This is a genomic window from Nostoc sp., from assembly GCF_036917465.1.
GTDB lineage: Bacteria > Cyanobacteriota > Cyanobacteriia > Cyanobacteriales > Nostocaceae > Nostoc.
Map to the genome: position 1 here is coordinate 314,660 of NZ_JBALDL010000085.1, position 17,931 is coordinate 332,590.

Consider the following 17,931-nt stretch of genomic DNA (forward strand, 5'->3'; position numbering starts at 1 on the left):
TGGGCAACATGAGCGTCCCTTGTATTTCCAAGCGGGCAGGATGCCTATCCCAGAAGAATCATCCCTTAATTCAGCAATGCCAATAGTTCTTTTTCCCTATCTCCCTTATCCCCCTATTCCCCATTCCCCAATTTATTCAATTATGAACAAGTGATTCGGGGGAATTTATTGTATCTTCTGGTATGGAAGTTTCACCTTCCAAACCATTGATTCGACGATAAAAATCTTGGAGATAATTTAAATCTTGGGCAAAAAAGTTTTCTACTATTGCAGGAGTCACTTCTGATAAAGCACCCAAGTGGGTAATCACTCGCGCCAAGATAATAATTGTGGCATAAACGGGATTAGCTTTAACGCGGGGGTCACGCAAAGGTGCAATCTCGTCTATCGCCGTTGATAACCGCATTACACCTTTGCGGTGGAGGTTGCCTTCAGAGTCTAGATACCCCTTTGGCAGTGTAAATTCAAACTCTGTGGGAAACATACTCCTCCTAATTACTTCACGCGCTTAAATTCCTCAAAAGCAACCTCCACTTCCTCAATTTCGATATCATGGCTGCGGGCGTTGACATCGGCAATTTTGTAACTTGCGGGCCAAGCACCGGCTAATTCAAATCTAGCTACTTCGTCATTTGCCTGATTATAAATAGACAAAGCAACAAGTCTACGTTGCTCAGACCAATTACCTTTTTCGACTTTTTCAAACCACTTCCAAAAATCCATAGATTTAGTGGTACCTCTACGCAAAGTGAGATTACCACTCTTGGGATTGCTAGGAAGCTTAGTTCTTACCACCTGACCTTTTGACTGCCCTTTTGTACCCCAGGATTGAGAAGTCACTTCACAAATTTCTATTACCTCTTGGGTTCTTTTGAAGCCTTGACACTCCAAAAAGAAGCAATTGGCATCGTTTTGACCTTCTAGTGTCAGTTCTAAATAGAACCGATGGGCTGTCAGAACTTCTGGAATTCGGCTTGCGGATTGTACCACTGTTAATTACTGCATAAGTTAATTATTTGATCCTTTTAATTCCTTCGTGAACCAATTCAACTGTTTCATTCGCCATATCACCACCAGAGGCTGTTAAGGTAGGCCCAGTGTATTTACAGGGATAACAATTTACAATGTTCCAACGTGCTTTTTCAGAGCCTTGTTGGTCGTAAGCAACCACTGAACCAGTCTTACGATTCTGTGACCACTGACGAGGATCACCCATATCTTCGTTACACTTTTGATACCAAGTATAAAGGTCTATATCATCTGTGGCGATGACTTTTACTGTAATGTTAGTAAATTTAACAACCGTTGGTGTAGCTTGACGCATTAGTTTCGCGCCTTTAGATGAACCGTGGACTTCTTGCGCTGGAGTATTCTCAACGCCTAATCCACTAATTTCTTTGATAAATTTATCAGTAATTCCATCAGCCTCAAAGTAAAATTTACAAGAGGTTAAAAATTCGCCTGCCATACTTTTAGACTCCTTTGTGTGTGATTAATTTTGAAATTGGGAATGGGGAGTTATAAGAATTCTTTCCCCAATGCCCAATGCCCAATGCCCAATGCCCTATTCGCTATTCGCTATCTTCAATACCATTCCATTGGCTGATGCGGAAAACAACAAATTCAGCTGGTCTGACTGGGCAAACACCGACTTCGATGTACAAACGTCCTAAAATTCTGGTTTCTGGTGGGTTCAATTCTTCGTCACACTTGACATAAAACGCTTGTGCTGGAGATGCGCCAAACAATGCACCTTCACGCCAGATACGCTCTAAGAAATTACTGACGGTGCGAGTTACACGCGCCCATAAATCTTGGTCGTTGGGTTCGAAAACTACCCATTGAGTTCCCAGTTCTAGAGATTTTTCGATATAGCTAATTAACCGCCGCACACTGATGTAACGCCACTCTGTTTTATCTGGCTCAACTAAAGTGCGTGCGCCCCAAATGCGGATACCTCGATTTGGGAAACTGCGAATACAATTTATCCCCAAGGGGTTTAATAGTTCTTGTTCGCGGAAGTTGGTGTCATAGCCCAAACCAATTACGCCTCTAGGAACTTCATTTGCAGGGGCTTTGTAAACTCCTCTGGTTTCGTCAGTGCGGGCCCAAACACCCATCACATGACCACAAGGAGGTACTAAAATTGGATTACCGCGATCGCGTGGATTAGGTACTTTAATCCAAGGATAATAAAGGGCTGCAAACATCGAACGACGGTTAAATCTATTCAACCATTCCACTACTTGCTGAGGTTTGACGGCATCCGGTGGCGCATCAAGTACAACCATGCGGTTGGGCGGGTTGGGAATATCGCCACTGGCAGAACCTTCGCACATACTAATCATCAGTTCGATGATGCCATGAACTTGATCTAAATTAAGTATCTGCTCTTGATAAGCCCGCATCACATCAGGACAGGCCAGCATTGTGATTTCATCAACTTCAAAGATACCGCGTACCCCGGTGCGATCGTCTCGTACCCCTTCTAAATTTTGTGAAAATCTGTCGGGTGGAGCGGCGACAATGGGCGGCGCTAGTTCATATTGACCATTTACCGGACGACGAGCTAAAGGCTGTCCACTTTGAGTTATGTCTTCTAAGGTGATGTACATCGAATTTCTCAATGCCGTCACCGCATAAGTCGCTGCTTGAGCAGCAGGTTCGCGGTTCATTGTCAAGTTTTCGTATTCCTCTAGAAGTTCATCTTCCCGGCGAATTTGGATAGTGAAATATTCACCCGTATTTGGAGGTGCTTCACCTTCAGTACCTTCAGGTAAGGCGCGGGGCGAACCATCAATAATGAGGAGATTTACTAATCCGCCTGCTGCTTGCTCAGGACGCAAAGTAAAGCGGAGGGCTGGACGATTACCTCTAGAGTTGATTCTGAGAGTAGCCGGTTCTGGAGTTGCCGGTCTGGGTGCGCCTGGTAACTGAGTGCCGATGCTTGTTACCCAGCAACGACCGCCCCCATTCATAAAGTAGCCGTAGACTGAAAATGGTAAATAGGCGTTGAAGTCGGTGAAGCCGTCAGAGTTGAGACGGGCAAAATAGTTTAAGTATTGCGTCCAAGTGGTTACTAGCATGGGCTTGTATAACTCAGCCCCACCACGAACCTCTTCTGTAAAGCCTACAAATCCGGCAACTGCCGTGCTAACACCTTCAATTGGTCGGCTACCCCGGTCAATTTCTTCGATATAGACACCAGGAGCAAAGTAATCAAGTCTAGCCATAAAAATCTCTCCAAGTCAGTAAAAATCTAATTATTCAGGAGTTAGAAATATTTCTTTGAAAGTATTACTTTGGTTATCTACCAATGCATTGACGTTTTGAGGTAAATAGCCCGGATGATTCAGAGTCAAAACATAATTACCTAAATGAAGGTCTTCAAAAAAGAACAGCCCTTCTTTAGTGGTTAATACGGACTTTTCAGTTGCCCTCACAGCTACTTCTGCCGCTACCAGTGGCAGATTTGTCACCGCACTTTTGACAATACCCGCGATCGCAACTCGCCTGGTTAATACTAGACTGTCACTATCACGAGACAATTGATTTCGCAAATTGAAAATCCGCTCCCAAACCAAAGGTACTGGAGTAGGTTGTGGCTCAAAGGGGATTGTAACTGTTAAATATAAGGCTGAACGCAATGGCACATTGAGAGCGCTCCATAAAGAACCAATTTCAATTGGTGGCTCTAGGGCAACTGTCATGTTCAAATTACCATAACCCCGTAATTCAGGAACCAAAAACTCCTCTTCTAAGGTGCGATGGCGCAACAGCACAGCCAACGCCTCACTAATAAAGTGATGTTCACCTAAAGCTGTTCTATCCCAGGCTGTTAATAGCAGCGAAACATCAAACCAAGCGGGTGCCCAATTTACAGTGGCAGGTTGTAGAGCGCGTGTTAGCTTGCGCTCAACTTGCCTACCAGAATGTTGTACCTGCTTACTCTCACGTATATCAAAAATGTATAAATTGAGAGTCGGCCCTGCTCCCTCTTCCCTTCGATTACCAGGATGGCTAAAGTCAATTTGCTCTGTACTGGTAAGTGAGGTTCCTCCAGCGAGAATATCGGCTAAAGTTTGAAGAACGAAGATAAGCATGAAGGTGTTCTGCTGGTAGCTAATCCAGATGCATCTACAGTATATGTATCAGCCTTCTAAAGTTAATTAGACTTTTGTCGATATTTTTTCAATTAGGAATTGGGAATTGAGAATTGGGAATTGAAAAGAGGCAGAGGGGAAAACTAATCTCCCTGCTCCCTTGCTTCTTCCCCATTCCCCATTCTCTTAATAATGGAGGGCTGGAAGATATTATATTTTCAAAAATCCGAAAAGTAGGGACTTCAGTTTGTAGATTAGTCTGGGGCAAGTCTTAATCGGATGCACAACATTTTTTCTTGTGGGGCGGGCGATACGCTTATCCTCACAAGATTTATTCCAGTATGACAAATAATAACTACTACTTATCTATATATACTTAGATCGATGAGAAGCGCCTATGAATATAAACTTAATAATTTTTTCTATTAAGCATCCAAGAAGATAACTTAACAAAAAAATAAACATTACTAAGACTGCATAATTTTATACTGGTCAGCAGAAGAGTAAAATATTTGGTTGCAAAAAGCGAGTGAAGCTATGACACTAGGCTTTTATATACAAAAACTAGAGAATGGCTCGAATTATTTGAATTCCTCAGATATTCAGAGCTTTTGTCAGCTAGAGTCTCAGCAGTTAACTAGTCAATATCCAATCTTTTTCGCTCGGATTGTCTATCATGATTGCTTGCTGAAAAATCATCAGGAAGTTATCAATTATGGTCAACACCAAGCTCCTTTTTCCCCAAAAACTTTAGCTTATTTGCGCTCTGAAGCATGGTTAACAGATTTTCCGCCTGCTTTGACTTTGCATGAATTTAGACTGAAGGATTTTTCATCTATTTCTTACATTTGTCCTATCGCCTATAGAAATCAAAAACCTGAATACATTCAAATCATTACTCATAAACCTCTCTCAGAGAATTTACAGTTATACGTAAAACGCTCTGCTATGCTCCTGAGTAAGTATGTAGATATTTACTTAGATTATGGAAGACAAAAAACTGAAATTCAACTCCTAGAAGATATCTTGCATCGGATAGGTCATCAATTGCGTAACTCTCTAGGGCTTATAGGATTGTATGCTCATAACTTATGCTTAGGGTTAGAGGATAGTCCTTGGCAAGGGCAAGCAACAATCATCGGTGAAAGTATACAAGATTTAGATACTAATTTAAATGAGCTTATTGATTGTGGACAAGGAGCAAAATTAAGAGTAAAATCTCAAGATTTGAGAAGTTTGTTCGTTGAAAGTATCACAAATTTACAACCTCTAATTAATCAGAAAAAACTCAAAATATTGATTCCCGATACATCAACGATACTGAACCTAGACAAATTACAAATGAAACAAGTGTTTGATAATATCCTCAGTAATGCTGTCCATTTCAGTCCTTACTCAGCAACTATTACCTGTAGCTGGCAAATTTTTCAAGATGAAGTTTTAATTAAAATTTCAGATCAAGGGCGAGGATTATCTGAAGAGGATTTACTAAAAGTATTTACTCCATTTTATTCTCGGCGTAAAGGAGGCACAGGACTAGGCTTAACTATTGCTAAAAAAATTGTTTTGGATCATCAAGGGAGTATCTGGGCACAAGCTTTATCCGAAAGTGGAACGCAATTTTCTGTAATTTTGCCTCGGAGAAGGAGGGGAGAATTAATCCGTAATTCGTAATGATGCTTTTACGTGGCTAATGTAATTTGTAATTAGAAAGATGGCTAATGATAATAAGAAACTTTCGGTTTTATTGGTAGATGATGAAGAACGGTTCCGGCAAGGATTACGTACTCTTCTCAGTTTCTATAGTATTAATTCTGCCTTACCTGTAGAAGTTATGGGTGATGCAGATTCTGTAGAGCAGGTTTTAAAGTTTACAGCCCAGAAGTGTCCAGATTTAATTTTGCTGGATATGCAATTGAAGGGATGTGATGGAATTACAGTTCTGTCACGTCTTAAGGAAATTGCTTACACTGGGAAGGTTTTAGTGTTGTCGGCTCATCAAGAAGATGACTGGATTTTTAGAGCAATGCAGGCAGGAGCCGCAGGTTATGTATTTAAAAATCGTGTAGCAACACAATTGTGTGAGGCGATTGAGACTGTTACAAGATCGGAAATTTATCTGCCTTCAGAAGTTGCTAGTCGATTTTTCCGGTTTTTTCAGGCTTATTCAGACTCTTGTCTGAAAGCATGTCATAAGGTAAATTTAACCGAAAGAGAGCAAGAAGTTTTATACTGGTTAACTCAAGGTGCTTCTAATGAAGAAATCGGCAAACATTTATATGTAACAGTTGCGACTGTTAAGGCGCATCTCACCAGTATTTTTGAAAAATTGAAGGTTAATAGTCGCACTCAAGCTATTGTGGCTGCCCTCAAGTTAGGATTAGTTCACGCTTGATAGCTTTTTGAATTTTGAATTTTGAATTGTTTATATGTCTTCATTTGAATCTTTTTATCAAGAATACCCCTGTTCGTACAATTCTCCCTTAAGTTGCGATCGCCCTTTCCAAACGGCGCAGCAAATCAAGGGGGCTAAGTTTTGCCTGGAATGTGGTTTCCCGGCAACTTTACCACAGGAGGCTGAGATTAAAGGAAGTCAGGGAACTTATAAAATAACTAGTTTTCTCGGTGTGCGGGGTTTAGGCCGCTTATACTCAGGTATCCAACTCAAGGACAAACAACCTGTCATCATCAAAGAATATCTGCTACCCAATCGTTGTTTTAATGAAAGCGAGACTCTGAAGCGAAAAGATACTTTCAAACGGGTAGGCGGGGTAAGTTTAGCTGATAGTCGAATTCAAAACTTCCGTCTTGTGGAAACGAGAGAAGCGATCGCAGATGATAAAGGACAACGCTGCTATCTTATTACTCAAGGCATAGAGTCATCCCAAACTTTAGGGAAATTTCTGATTGAGAAGGGCGCAATGTCATCTCCCGATGTCCGTGAGGTATTAAATCAAGGTTTACAAACTCTTCAGTTTCTCCACACCCAAAAGCTGCGTTTTCCCTCCAATCAAACACAACTGGGTATAACTCACGGCAATATTAGTTTAGATAGTACTTTAATTAAAGTAGAAAATAATCAAAAGTTCTCTATATATTTTTGCGATTTAGCTACCTGGGAAAACTTATTTATTCCACCTATTATTCCCCAACCTGCACCCGCCAGACCTGAGCAAGATTTAGAATCATTAGGATTGCTAGCTTTTTATTTATGGGTGGGACGGACAACTAATTTTTCATCCAACCAACCTCTTGACCCTAAAGATAATCAAAATTGGCCAGATACCGATAGCCATTTAAAACAGTTTATTTATCACTTAATGGGGCTAGAAACTTCCTTCGAGAATGCTGAAATGGCTCGTCAAGCATTGCTGCAACTTCCCAAACAAGATGATGGCAAAAGTTCGGTGCGTTCTCCAGCTTCTCAAGCAATAGAAAAACGTTTGCCAATGCCTTTAATCCTGATCGGAATCCTGGCTTTATTACTACTCGGTGGAGGAATTTTATATTGGTTTTTGAGCAAGAAAACAGATAATTCTAATCAATATATACTATGGTCTAAACTTGTGCGGAATTTCTCAGAAGTCTCTAATGTTCCTTCTGGACAATTTGCTTACACAGGAGAAAAAGACAGTACGTGGAGTTATATTTTAACGCAACCAGTAGACAACAGTCGTTTAGGAGAGTTATTCACTAGACCCAAGTTAGATGCAACAGCAACATTTAACTATGAATCTGTTTTGTCATTAAATGTAAATAATCCGATTAAAAGTATCGAACAAGTCCAAATAAACAAAAAAGATTTTGCAATTACTAGTTTGGGAGACAACATCACAGATAAACTAGTTAAAAAAACAGTTGCTTATGATGGATTAATTGTTTTTGTAGCCTTTAACAAGAGAGATTCAAATCTTGCTAATGCTCTTGGGGGGCAAATAAATCTTGAGCAATTGCGTCAAATTTACACAGGTAAAATTACCAATTGGCAACAAATTAGCCCCAAACTTCCAAATCTGCCTGTGAAACCTTTTGCCCCAACTGAACCGGAAGCAATCAGTAAATTTCAAGAAATAGTTCTCAAAAATGTCCCTCAAGACGAAGCTTTCTTTGCAGCAAATGTTACTAAACTTGATACAACAAAAACCCAAAATCAGATTCGCAGCGAGACTCTAGATGGGCGAAGCACTGGTATTATCAGTTTTGGGATTATCAGTAAAACTTCGAGTCAGTGTACTGGTTATCCACTAGCGATCGCAGATGGCAAAAAGTCAGCAATTCAACCTCTGTTTCAACGACGCGATCGCCGCTCAATTAATCCCTCAGATGATTTGTGTCAACATGATGATTATTATGTTGATGTCACAACTTTCCAGAGCTACCCGTTGGGATACCCTATTTTTGTAGTGTATCCTAAAGACACCAGTCGCCTGCCTGGTGGTTCTACATTTGCCCAGATGCTAACCACTCGTCAGGGTCAGTGTTTACTTAGTAAAGTCGGTCTTGTAGCTTTACAACCTATGCCTGATGATATAAATTCCTATGCCTGCAAATCGGTGCCCTAATCCTAGTTGCGAATATTTTAACCGCGCCCTACCTAACAATGCTAAGGTTTGCCCCTGGTGTTCCACTCCTGTGGGTAATGTAGTTGCCCCAACACCACAACCGTCTAGTCAACCACCGCCTATTCAACAACAACCTAGTCAACCACCACCTGTTCAGCATCAACGGCCACCTACAGATCAACCTAACTATCAACCTCCCCAACAAGCCCCTGTTGATTATTCAACAGTCTATCAGCCACGAGTTTCCTATCAACCAACACCGCCTGCTTATACTCCTCCGCCTCAAAGAGCGCCAGCCTTAAAGCTGATTCATACCACTGGGAGAGAATTTCAACTCGTTGGCGAGGGAGGTTATATTGGTCGCCGCAGTCAGAGTCCAGGAATAGCGCCGCCAGAAATTGACTTGACCGGCATCCCTAGCGAGGGAATAGTCTCTCGTCGTCATGCGCGAGTCGATTGGGACTGGTCGCAAAATGCATACATGATTGTTGACATGAGTACAAATGGTATTTATTTAAACAACAATCCTTTAAATCCTGGAATGCAATATCGCCTGCTTAATGGCGATTCGCTGCGATTTGGTCAAGACAATCTAGTTAATTTTACGGTATATGTTGTGTAGCTAAAAGCTATCAAATTTCCTGGGGTAGTTGATCGATCAACTACCCTTCAATTTTGGCTAGCGATCGCTTCCTAAGGAATTGGAAAGCCGGAAGTATTGAAATATATGGATGCAGATATTTGATCGCGGCGAATTGATTTAGAACATCGGCTTGTATATCTGGTGAGAAACACTCAGATTGATTTTCTCGCTTGTCGGTATTACTATGAATAAAGGCTGATTAACTAGACTTCAATTTTAGCGATCGCCTCTTCTGCCGAGAGATTACCATAAATGACAGACAAAATCCCTGGTAAGTATTCATCCATCATCGTGACGTTGGCGTAAACTACCCGTTGAATGAGTACAAAACTGAGGCGATCGCCTTCTACATCTATACTAGTCTTGTAGCTAATTTCCCCATCAGCAAAATCTAGCTCAAAATTGCCGATCATCATACCAGAATTAGCTCTAGTGATAAACTCTGCTATATCCAGCCGCTTGTTTTCTGGTGTATTGACTGGGCAAATTGAGTAAAAAACGAATTGATTTTGTTCACTTCTGGCTCTAGCGTAACAATTCCATCTGCCATTTTCGCCTTGAAATGGTATTTGTAAAGCTGGCTGTCCTGGAAGTTGTACAAAAGGCCAATCATCGGCTGTGAAGAAATTGATTATTGCTTCAAAAATACTACCATTTGTAGGAGATAGTGGAAAATTTGCCTCCATTTTTTGTGTTATGTCATCTGGGTTAATATCAGCTAACTCTGTCAAAAATTTCTCGATTCCTTCCAGCATTTTGGCAGACGCTTTCTGAGTTTTTACAGATAATTTAGCCTCACTCCAATCTTTAAAAAAATTGACAATACCTTCAGCAATTCCTTCACCATTGACGCTTGTTTGAGCCAGATTTTCTGGACTAATATAAGACCAAAGAGTACGATAGCCGATTTCGCCTGATTCTTGTTGCTGTTTAACAGATAAACCTAACCAGCTTTCGGTATAGAGGATTTGGTTAGCGGGTTGTTCTTGGCTTAAATTCAAGATATATTTTGCAGTTTCATCTATGTTGACGGCGTGTTCTGCTAATAGTGGTAATAAATCTGGTTTCAGGCTGGTTTTAATGGTAATGTCTGGTTCGCTGAGGAATTTGCCAGATGATAGAGGGTTACGAACATCTGGTTTGAGATTGAATAAGGCGGCGGTGTCGATGCGTTGGTAGAGTTGCGGGTTGACTTGGAAGGTGAGGCAACACCCGATTAGTTCGTTGTTATGTTTGGTGAGGGATAGAGCGATCGCACGAACTATTAGGGGTGTTTGGGAGGAGTCGTGTAGGGTTAAGTCGGTGTTTATTTGATGATTTTCTGTTTTGGCGATCGCGTACATATATGGTTATTTAACAATTGATGATTTTGCTTGATAATTCATCACATAATTAGTAGCATTTATCAGCTAACCTCTCTTAATTTCTGAGAATTTTGCAAATCTTGAAGTGCTTTATTTGCTATTTCAATTATGTAACTGCTTTTTTTTCTTAGGATTTTCTCGAATCCTACAGCATCGCCTATGTTGTAGTTATCATCAGGACGGAAAAGATAACTAGGTTCGGGAGAACTTGCTTTGTTAACTTCTGCTTTTACGTTCACTGATATTTTTAACCATACATCGCGGTGTTAAAATACTGATTGCCCTAAACATTATCCCACTACCAAGCAAGTATGAAGTGATCGCTTTTAGGTAGGAGGTATTAGGCGCAATTTTAGTCAACATAAACGAATATGTTGGCTTTCTAGCACACATTAGTTAACTAAAACCCCTTTTTCTTCTAAATAAGCCTCAAAATCTCGCCCTTTCTCGACAATGCCCTCAATATCTGAGTCAATCATATCTTCAGCCAGGTAACTGGCTTGGCTGGTGACAAAGCTGTTTGGTGTAAACATATCCTCTGGCAAACAGTCGAACTGCACTAACAAAGTGTCAATCAAGCTGGAAAATAGTTCAGGTGCTTTGGCAATACCAGACTCGCCAGCATTATAAATAGCTTGCAGTAGGTAACGCCAGCGATTTAATGCTTCTATATCTTCAATGTTGGTGTACCATCGAACAAAGGCAAATTGAAGCTCACTCAGAAAAGCCTCTGTATCACCACTGTGAGTATTAAATAAGGCTTGTTCAAAGCGAGATAATTGTTCTAAGAACAAATCACTGGGCTTGTCAGAAAGTATATTGACCGCAGCATGGTTTGATTTTTCTTCATTAAGGATTGGGGAAAAAACACGAGGAGCAATATGGTTAGTCAGTTTCTCCCATATTTCCCGAGAATTATGGTTATAAGGGAGCAGTGCCTGATCTATCGCCCCTCCTAATGCTAATTTTTGGTAGTGATCTGTGTTTTCGGGTTGATCGTCTTCAAATTGCTGCAAAGTGTGGTTAAAGACTTTCACTAAAACCTCGTTTGGTTGCAAGCAAGACCAAAAGCCTTGATATATTTTATCAACTTGCACGCCCACATAATGAAGCCCAGGTATAACCTGCTTGAAGCCTCGAAAACCACCTTCAATCTGATAAATATCTGCATCTATCTGTGCTTTTTCTTTTGGCACATTACGTAGAATAATATAACAAAACCCTATGTTCATATGCTTCTTGTGTTTGGAATTCTAATTTCTCTTTTTATTCAGTCACAAATCTGGGGAAGGTATTTATGTCCAAATCTAAATATTTCCTCTCCGGGCTTGTTGATTCGCTTCGCGATTCAATTTCAAAACAGCTTTTAAAAATGCCTTTTGAGAGGTGTACCCATAATCCCTACCCACTTGCTCGGCAGCTTTTGATTTATCTTTATCTGTTTTCAAGTTTGCATACTTATCCTTCCCTCTTTTAATCTTCAGCATTTCTTGCGCTAATTCCGACAATTCTTTTTGTTCTTGCAGTTTGTTAAAGTCTTTTATATCGACTTTATTAATTGCATCACAAAGCCGATCAACATATTTAGCACTTTTCCAAAGAGCCGTGCCTAAGTCTGGACTATGATTAATTTGCTCAACTGCGAAACCTGTCTGCTCGTTGATTGACTGCAAGTATTGCTGATTGTTAACAGATATGCCTAATCTCATCTGTTGGTTAAGCACTACGTGTTCGACTGCCCCCCCTGTGTGATAAGCTTCATTGGCAAATACAAGTGCTTTGCTACGTAATTCCTGCAATTTGAGGGTTAATTCATTCAGCTTCTGCTTATCTTCTCTACTTTGTTCCTCCTTGTCCTTGAGTTTCTTAATTTCTTCCAATATCTGATCAACTTCTCCTAGATACTCTTCATATAGTCGGTTGCTAGCCTCCATCTCAGCGTCCGAATTAGTCTTCTTAATATATGATGCGCGAAGACCAGCAAGCAGATTGGGCACTTTTATAACCTTTTGATTGAGATCATTAATCTTTTTCTTCATTTCAGAATTAACTTCTCGATAAATGGTATCAACCTCATTGAAGCGACTGGTTATTTCTGATTTCTGATTTTCATTAGTATCCCTAACCATTTTCTTCTTATGTTTTTTCCACTGAGGATCAGACATAAAACGTCTTATTTTCAGAAGTGACATTACATCTTGGATTTTTTGAGAAGATTCTTTACCTTCTGGTGTCATTTGCGATTCTATTTGCTTTTTATCTTTTTCTTTTTCTTCTTTTCCTTCACCAACGGGCATATGCCCAGTTGTATAAACATTTGTGTCGAAAACAGTGCCGGACTCTTTACTCCACTTTTGGCGGAAAATTTTGTTGAATAGCTTCACTGCTTTAATTTCAATCGATTGATTACCGCTAGCATTGAAAGTCACATCGTAGTCAGAGGTTAAATCTTTGCTTCCAAAAGCTTCTTCTTTGAACCCCGGTATCTCATTTTTCACCTCAGCGATAATCCTTGCCACCTCTTGCTCGCGGAAAGCAATGATTTGTTTCATTATTTCCGGGTTACTTAAGTATGTTGCTTTTACTTTTTTCCAATCACTGTTTGCTTTTCTAACTAATTCTCCTGGGTTCGCCTTGTCGTCCAACATCTCTTCGTTAGGCGTTATTCCTTCAGGATTGACCTTGCCTTTGACATAGACAGTTTCTTTGGCACCATTTTGGCTCTTAACTACCAGTTCAAGTGAGGTCATCTTATACTTGGACTTGATACCTGGTAAGCGTTTATTGACTACTTTAACAGATGTATTATCATCCTTAATCAATTCATGGGCTTCTGCCAAAGCCTGGTTGAGGTCGTCTTGCTTTTGCTTTGGCGATCGCTCATCATCTTTGTTATCTTTGGCTTTCTTATCTTTGCCAAATCCAAACTTATCTTTGACTTGATTCCCAGACTTGTCAAACTTATCCTTGACGGATTTTTTATTGCCTTCAACCCAATTATGGGTAGCTTCTTTTGTATCCTCAACCCACTGTTGACCAGCTTCCTTCTTATCCTCAACCCACTGCTTACCAGCTTTATATTTTTCCTTCGCCGAATCTTTCAGTTCCCCAGCCTTCTTGCCAAACTTGCTATTCTTAACCTTGTTACCAACTTTCTTAAACGCTTTCGCTCCTTTATCAATTACCCAATCAACTGCTTTTTCCATCGGTTTACGCAGTTTGCGGAAGATTGCTTGAATCTTGCCGGCAATACCATCCAAGCCTAAAAGACTTGCTAGGAAACTGATCACCACAGGTAAAGATTTAGCTAGAGCATTTTCAACACCCTTGATTGCTTGATCGATCGCACCACTAGCGATCGCACCAATGGCATCTAAAATAGCATTAATTAAATCGGCAATCTGCTGGGCGCGTTCAATAAAGAATTTGACAATATCATAAATCGCCTTAGCAGCTTTGATGAATGCTGAAGCCGGAGTCAACAGGCTGAGAATCCACTCAATCCCGGCTGTAATCACTTTTTCAATGATAAAGTTCTTGATGGGTTCGATTACCAAAGCGTTGAGATCGCCCATCTTCTCTTGGACAAACTGCCAAATCCCAGCTACTCCCTCACTGGCTAAGACTTGAAATACATCAACAGTTTGTTCCAATCGGCCGACTTTTTCTTCACCCAATCGTTTCACGGCTTGGGCGCGAATTGCTTCATAAGTGAAGCCCAAAAGCTGCATGGCTAGGCTAAAGATCCCTTTGAGATCGAAGTTTTCTGGCATTTGAATACCAGTTTCTGCCATTGTGCCAGTCAGCCAGCCAATTAATCCTTGCTGGAGGTGCTTCCCGATATTATTCATGAAGTTGAGGAAGCCTTGCTTCAGCGCCTGGATCAAATTAGTCAAGAAACCAATCGGGTTTTTGAGGATTTGCCCAACTACGCCAGCAACTCGTGCTAGCACTTCAAAGAGCATTTTGGTCAGTTCAATGATTGTCTTGATGATTCCCACGATGAAGTCGAAAGCTTTTTGAATAAAACCTTTATTTGCTGCCTTCATCTCTTCAATGCGGGTATCAACAGCTTCCAGGTTTTCTTTGTACTTCTGGGCTAGGTTATCAACTAGCTCATCCTGCTTATCGTCAATACTTTGTTGCAATTCTTCAAATTTGCTGTCAATGTCTGCGGCGGCTTGTTGACCAACTCCTTTCAAGTCTTGCGGCAGTTTGTTCACATAATTCTGAATCTCCTGCTTACCACTGGCAATTTCTCCTTTAGCTTGGGTCAGTCCTTTACTAATAATGGCGACAACTTTGTTAATTACACCATCCATCTGAGCAATGTAAAGCTGGCGACCCTCTTGATAGAAAGCGTTCACCTCTGAAGGCATACCAAACAATTTGTCCCACACCCATTTTGCTGGGCCGAAAATGCCGCTATAGCGATCGCTCTTATATTTGTCCATCCGCTTGCCAACGTAATCCTCAAAGGCTTTCTTCGCGTCAGCAGCACCAGTATCAAAGGCTTGGATAACTTGTCCGTCTAGATCGCTGAGGGTTTTCTCAACTTTGGCTTTGGTATTGTCATAAATTTTATTAATATCACCAGCAACTTTTGCCCGTGCTTGCTCATCCTTGCCCTTGGCTCCCACTTGCTGATCTCCAACCTGACCCACGCTTTGAGTCCGTGTACCATGCATTGCTTGCAGATGCTTTTGGGCTGTAGTTTCCGCCGTAGCTTGAGCGGTTGCGAGGATGCCTTGCTCTTGTTGGCGATATTTGGGCGGCGCTTCTTGTGCATTGGTTTGGGCATCTTTCTTGGCTGCAAGCGCCCCTTGAAACTCCGGTTCATTGGAGTTGGCCAATTGCTCCTCAGTAATATCCGCCTCTTTCATCTGCTGGTCAAGTTTTTTACTGTCATCTTGCAATGGGGCTTCGACTTCAGTCTGTCCCTTAGATTTAGGTGCTGCTTTGTCTGCACCAATATCTGACGGCGGTTGTCCAGGGTTATTCTGTGGCAATGGCGTTACTTTTTTTGCCTCAATGCCACTGGTGTCAGGTTTTTCTTTGGTTTTCTCTTCTAGCGGTTCTTGAGAGTTTTTCTGCTCGTCTTTGACTTGGCCACTCAAATCGCTCTTAACCGAGTCAAGTTTATTATTATCTTTAAAGTTGTCCGCCTCTTCCAAGTTCTTGGGAGCCATATCAGCAATGCGCTGCATCAGTTTAGCTTTGAAAGCAGCTGCATCAAATTGTGGGGTTTCAGCCTGCCCCATTTCGCCAACTTGATTGGCTTGCGCCTTGCTGTCTACTTCGTTCCCAGGGGCTTGGGCAGCAGCTTGTGCTTCCTGGGCTTTGCTATTAGCGGGTTCGTGTTTCTTCTGCTGTCCTGCGACTTCTTTAGTTGTGCCGACTACTGCTTTGAATGCTGGGTCATTTTCAGCAGAGGCGGGAGCTTTTTCACCACCTGCTTCTGTCCCAGGCTTACCTACAACTGCGACTTTTTCTGCCTGATTCTGCCCTTGTTCGGGATTAGCCTGATTAACTGCTTTTGACTGCCCTTGGTTATCTGCCTGAGTTTCTTTCTGAGCCTTATTTTTATTCTGGTTTGCTGATGGATTGCCGGAAGCGTCTGCTGGAGGCGAATTTGTTCCTGCGCCAGCCCCATTTGCTGGCGGTGAAGCTACTGCTACAGTTTTATCTGCGATCGCTTGACCTTGCCCTTGTCCTTGTTCAGAATTAGCCTTATTAGCTGTTTGCTCTGGCTGTCCCTGTTTATCTGGCTCGGTTTGTGACGGAGGATTATCTCTACGTTGGATTACTGGTTGATACCCAGAAGGGGAGTTAAGTAGGGCTTTGGCTTGGATCTTGTTTTTTTTAATCCCTTGGTCGGGAAGCAACTTACGCCCAAGAGCATTACCATTTTGTTGGACAACGTGAGTTAACTCATGGGCTAGTAATTCCTTCCCACCGTGACTTTCAGGAGCATATTCTCCTTGACGGAAGAAGATATCTTGCCCAGTGGTGAAAGCCCGCGCTTGGATAGATTGGTTAAGTTGGTCTGATTGGCTATCTGTGTGTATTTTCACACTACCAAAGTCAGTACCAAACGCCTGCTCCATTGGTTGTCGGACATCATCAGCGAGTGGCTGTCCACTTCCCCGTTCTTTTTGGATTGAGGTTTCCAAGTCGGAGGTGGCTGCCATTCCACCACCCTTACGTTGCACCACAGGAGTAATGGAACCCGCCACGGATTTCATTTGTAATTCGTCCTCTTCCTCTGGCAAAGCTTCCCGTTGGATAGACTGCCTTTGCATCACCTGTTGCGCTACTTTATCAGCCTCCTGCTCGTAAACGTCTCCAGGCTGGTTAACTGTAAGTTTTGTTTGTAGACGCAGTGACATTCGACTAATGTCGTGGGTGAGAGGTTTGTTTAGGAATTGCATCCCAACTGCTTGAGGCTTCATTTGTAATTCTTCTTCATCTTCTTCCGGCAAAGCTTCCCGTTGTAGTGAGGGAATATTGGCATCGGAAAGGGATTTCATTTGTAATTCTTCTTCATCTTCTTCCTCCGGCAAAGCTTCCCGTTGTAGTGAGGGAATATTGGCATCGGAAAGGGATTTCATTTGTAATTCTTCTTCCTCTGGCAAAGCTTCCCGTTGTAGTGAGGGAATATTGGCATTGGAAAGGGATTTCATTTGTAATTCTTCTTCTTCTTCCTCCGGCAAAGCTTCCCGTTGGATAGATTGCTGATTTCCAGCAGGTTCGCTCATCCTCTGCATTACCTGCTGTGCTACTTTATCAGCTTCCTGCTCATAAACATCTCCTGGCTGGTTAACTGTGAGTTTTGTTTGTGGGCGCAATGATATTCGGCTAATGTCGTGACCTAGAGGTTTTTTAAGCTGTACCTCAGTAGCTACTTGGGACGAAGCACCAGGAGAGTTTAAACCAAAACCACGTGTCGGTTGCTTGAGTGTAGGTATTGAAAAGGAGCCTGTGGTAGCTTTTTTGTGCTGTCCTACGTGTTCTCCCATTTTGTTCTCCTGATGACCGAGCAGTAAGGGGGCGAATATTTTGTTAATACCAACATATATATAGAGTACTGCGATCGCACTTATCCAGCAATTAACCCAAAGTCTAAATTTTCGGGAAGTTTATTAAATAGTTAACACACCCGATAACAGCGATCGCACTTATTACTGCACTTCGAGCGATCGCAAGACTATTAAGACAGTCTCTACTAGATAAGGCGATCGCACTTTGTTGATATCTTA

Annotated in this window: 13 protein-coding genes and 1 pseudogene; 5 read left to right on the forward strand and 9 right to left on the reverse strand. The window is 41.7% G+C overall.

The annotated features are described in order from the left end of the window. Positions 1-136: 136 nt before the first annotated feature. From V7K38_RS21005 to V7K38_RS21025, 5 genes are all read right to left on the reverse strand, one after another. Complete coding sequence (locus V7K38_RS21005) at positions 137-484, reverse strand: hypothetical protein (protein WP_334860341.1); 348 nt, start codon at positions 482-484, stop codon at positions 137-139. Between the two features lie 11 nt (positions 485-495). Further along, a complete protein-coding gene (locus tag V7K38_RS21010; protein WP_334860342.1) occupies positions 496-990 on the reverse strand; it encodes a phage tail protein in 495 nt (164 codons plus the stop codon). Positions 991-1,012: 22 nt separating this feature from the next. After that, entirely contained in the window at positions 1,013-1,468 is a 456-nt protein-coding gene (locus V7K38_RS21015; protein WP_251959046.1) for a phage tail protein, read from the reverse strand. Positions 1,469-1,571: 103 nt separating this feature from the next. Continuing rightward, the gene (locus tag V7K38_RS21020; protein WP_334860343.1) at positions 1,572-3,233 is read right to left on the reverse strand and encodes a phage tail sheath family protein; all 1,662 of its coding nucleotides are present in this window, start codon (positions 3,231-3,233) and stop codon (positions 1,572-1,574) included. Positions 3,234-3,263: 30 nt separating this feature from the next. Continuing rightward, positions 3,264-4,103, reverse strand: a complete 840-nt coding sequence (locus tag V7K38_RS21025) for a Pvc16 family protein (protein ID WP_334860344.1) — start codon at positions 4,101-4,103, stop codon at positions 3,264-3,266. Positions 4,104-4,640: 537 nt separating this feature from the next. Between V7K38_RS21025 and V7K38_RS21030 the strand changes: the two genes are divergently transcribed. The 5 genes and pseudogenes from V7K38_RS21030 to V7K38_RS21050 all read left to right on the forward strand — a co-directional run. Beyond that, positions 4,641-5,777, forward strand: a complete 1,137-nt coding sequence (locus tag V7K38_RS21030; protein ID WP_334860346.1) for a sensor histidine kinase — start codon at positions 4,641-4,643, stop codon at positions 5,775-5,777. Between the two features lie 40 nt (positions 5,778-5,817). Beyond that, a complete protein-coding gene (locus V7K38_RS21035; RefSeq protein WP_334860348.1) occupies positions 5,818-6,498 on the forward strand; it encodes a response regulator transcription factor in 681 nt (226 codons plus the stop codon). Between the two features lie 34 nt (positions 6,499-6,532). Beyond that, positions 6,533-8,665, forward strand: a complete 2,133-nt coding sequence (locus V7K38_RS21040) for a substrate-binding domain-containing protein (protein ID WP_334860349.1) — start codon at positions 6,533-6,535, stop codon at positions 8,663-8,665. Then, entirely contained in the window at positions 8,643-9,287 is a 645-nt protein-coding gene (locus tag V7K38_RS21045; protein ID WP_334860350.1) for an FHA domain-containing protein, read from the forward strand. Before V7K38_RS21040 ends, V7K38_RS21045 begins: the two co-directional genes overlap by 23 nt. Before the next feature lie 75 nt (positions 9,288-9,362). After that, positions 9,363-9,500: pseudogene (locus tag V7K38_RS21050) on the forward strand (Txe/YoeB family addiction module toxin); the annotation flags it as partial. 11 nt (positions 9,501-9,511) lie between these two features. On the opposite strand, the gene V7K38_RS21055 reads toward V7K38_RS21050, so the two are convergent. The 4 genes from V7K38_RS21055 to V7K38_RS21070 form a co-directional block, all read right to left on the reverse strand. Then, positions 9,512-10,651 carry a YbjN domain-containing protein gene (locus V7K38_RS21055; RefSeq protein WP_334860351.1) on the reverse strand — a complete coding sequence of 380 codons (1,140 nt, stop codon included), beginning with the start codon at positions 10,649-10,651 and terminating at the stop codon, positions 9,512-9,514. Positions 10,652-10,713: 62 nt separating this feature from the next. After that, positions 10,714-10,911 (reverse strand): hypothetical protein, encoded by a 198-nt coding sequence (locus V7K38_RS21060; RefSeq protein ID WP_334860352.1) that lies wholly within the window; start codon positions 10,909-10,911, stop codon positions 10,714-10,716. 153 nt (positions 10,912-11,064) lie between these two features. Then, positions 11,065-11,904 carry a hypothetical protein gene (locus V7K38_RS21065; RefSeq protein WP_334860354.1) on the reverse strand — a complete coding sequence of 280 codons (840 nt, stop codon included), beginning with the start codon at positions 11,902-11,904 and terminating at the stop codon, positions 11,065-11,067. Positions 11,905-11,979: 75 nt separating this feature from the next. Continuing rightward, positions 11,980-17,691 (reverse strand): eCIS core domain-containing protein, encoded by a 5,712-nt coding sequence (locus V7K38_RS21070; RefSeq protein ID WP_334860355.1) that lies wholly within the window; start codon positions 17,689-17,691, stop codon positions 11,980-11,982. Positions 17,692-17,931 lie beyond the last annotated feature (240 nt).

Coding starts and splice junctions, on each gene's coding strand:
- V7K38_RS21055 (WP_334860351.1), bottom strand. CDS start 10,651: ATGTACGCGATCGCCAAAACAGAAAATCATCAAATAAACACCGACTTA.
- V7K38_RS21065 (WP_334860354.1), bottom strand. CDS start 11,904: ATGAACATAGGGTTTTGTTATATTATTCTACGTAATGTGCCAAAAGAA.
- V7K38_RS21035 (WP_334860348.1), top strand. CDS start 5,818: ATGGCTAATGATAATAAGAAACTTTCGGTTTTATTGGTAGATGATGAA.
- V7K38_RS21040 (WP_334860349.1), top strand. CDS start 6,533: ATGTCTTCATTTGAATCTTTTTATCAAGAATACCCCTGTTCGTACAAT.
- V7K38_RS21020 (WP_334860343.1), bottom strand. CDS start 3,233: ATGGCTAGACTTGATTACTTTGCTCCTGGTGTCTATATCGAAGAAATT.
- V7K38_RS21070 (WP_334860355.1), bottom strand. CDS start 17,691: ATGGGAGAACACGTAGGACAGCACAAAAAAGCTACCACAGGCTCCTTT.
- V7K38_RS21045 (WP_334860350.1), top strand. CDS start 8,643: ATGCCTGCAAATCGGTGCCCTAATCCTAGTTGCGAATATTTTAACCGC.
- V7K38_RS21015 (WP_251959046.1), bottom strand. CDS start 1,468: ATGGCAGGCGAATTTTTAACCTCTTGTAAATTTTACTTTGAGGCTGAT.
- V7K38_RS21030 (WP_334860346.1), top strand. CDS start 4,641: ATGACACTAGGCTTTTATATACAAAAACTAGAGAATGGCTCGAATTAT.
- V7K38_RS21005 (WP_334860341.1), bottom strand. CDS start 484: ATGTTTCCCACAGAGTTTGAATTTACACTGCCAAAGGGGTATCTAGAC.
- V7K38_RS21025 (WP_334860344.1), bottom strand. CDS start 4,103: ATGCTTATCTTCGTTCTTCAAACTTTAGCCGATATTCTCGCTGGAGGA.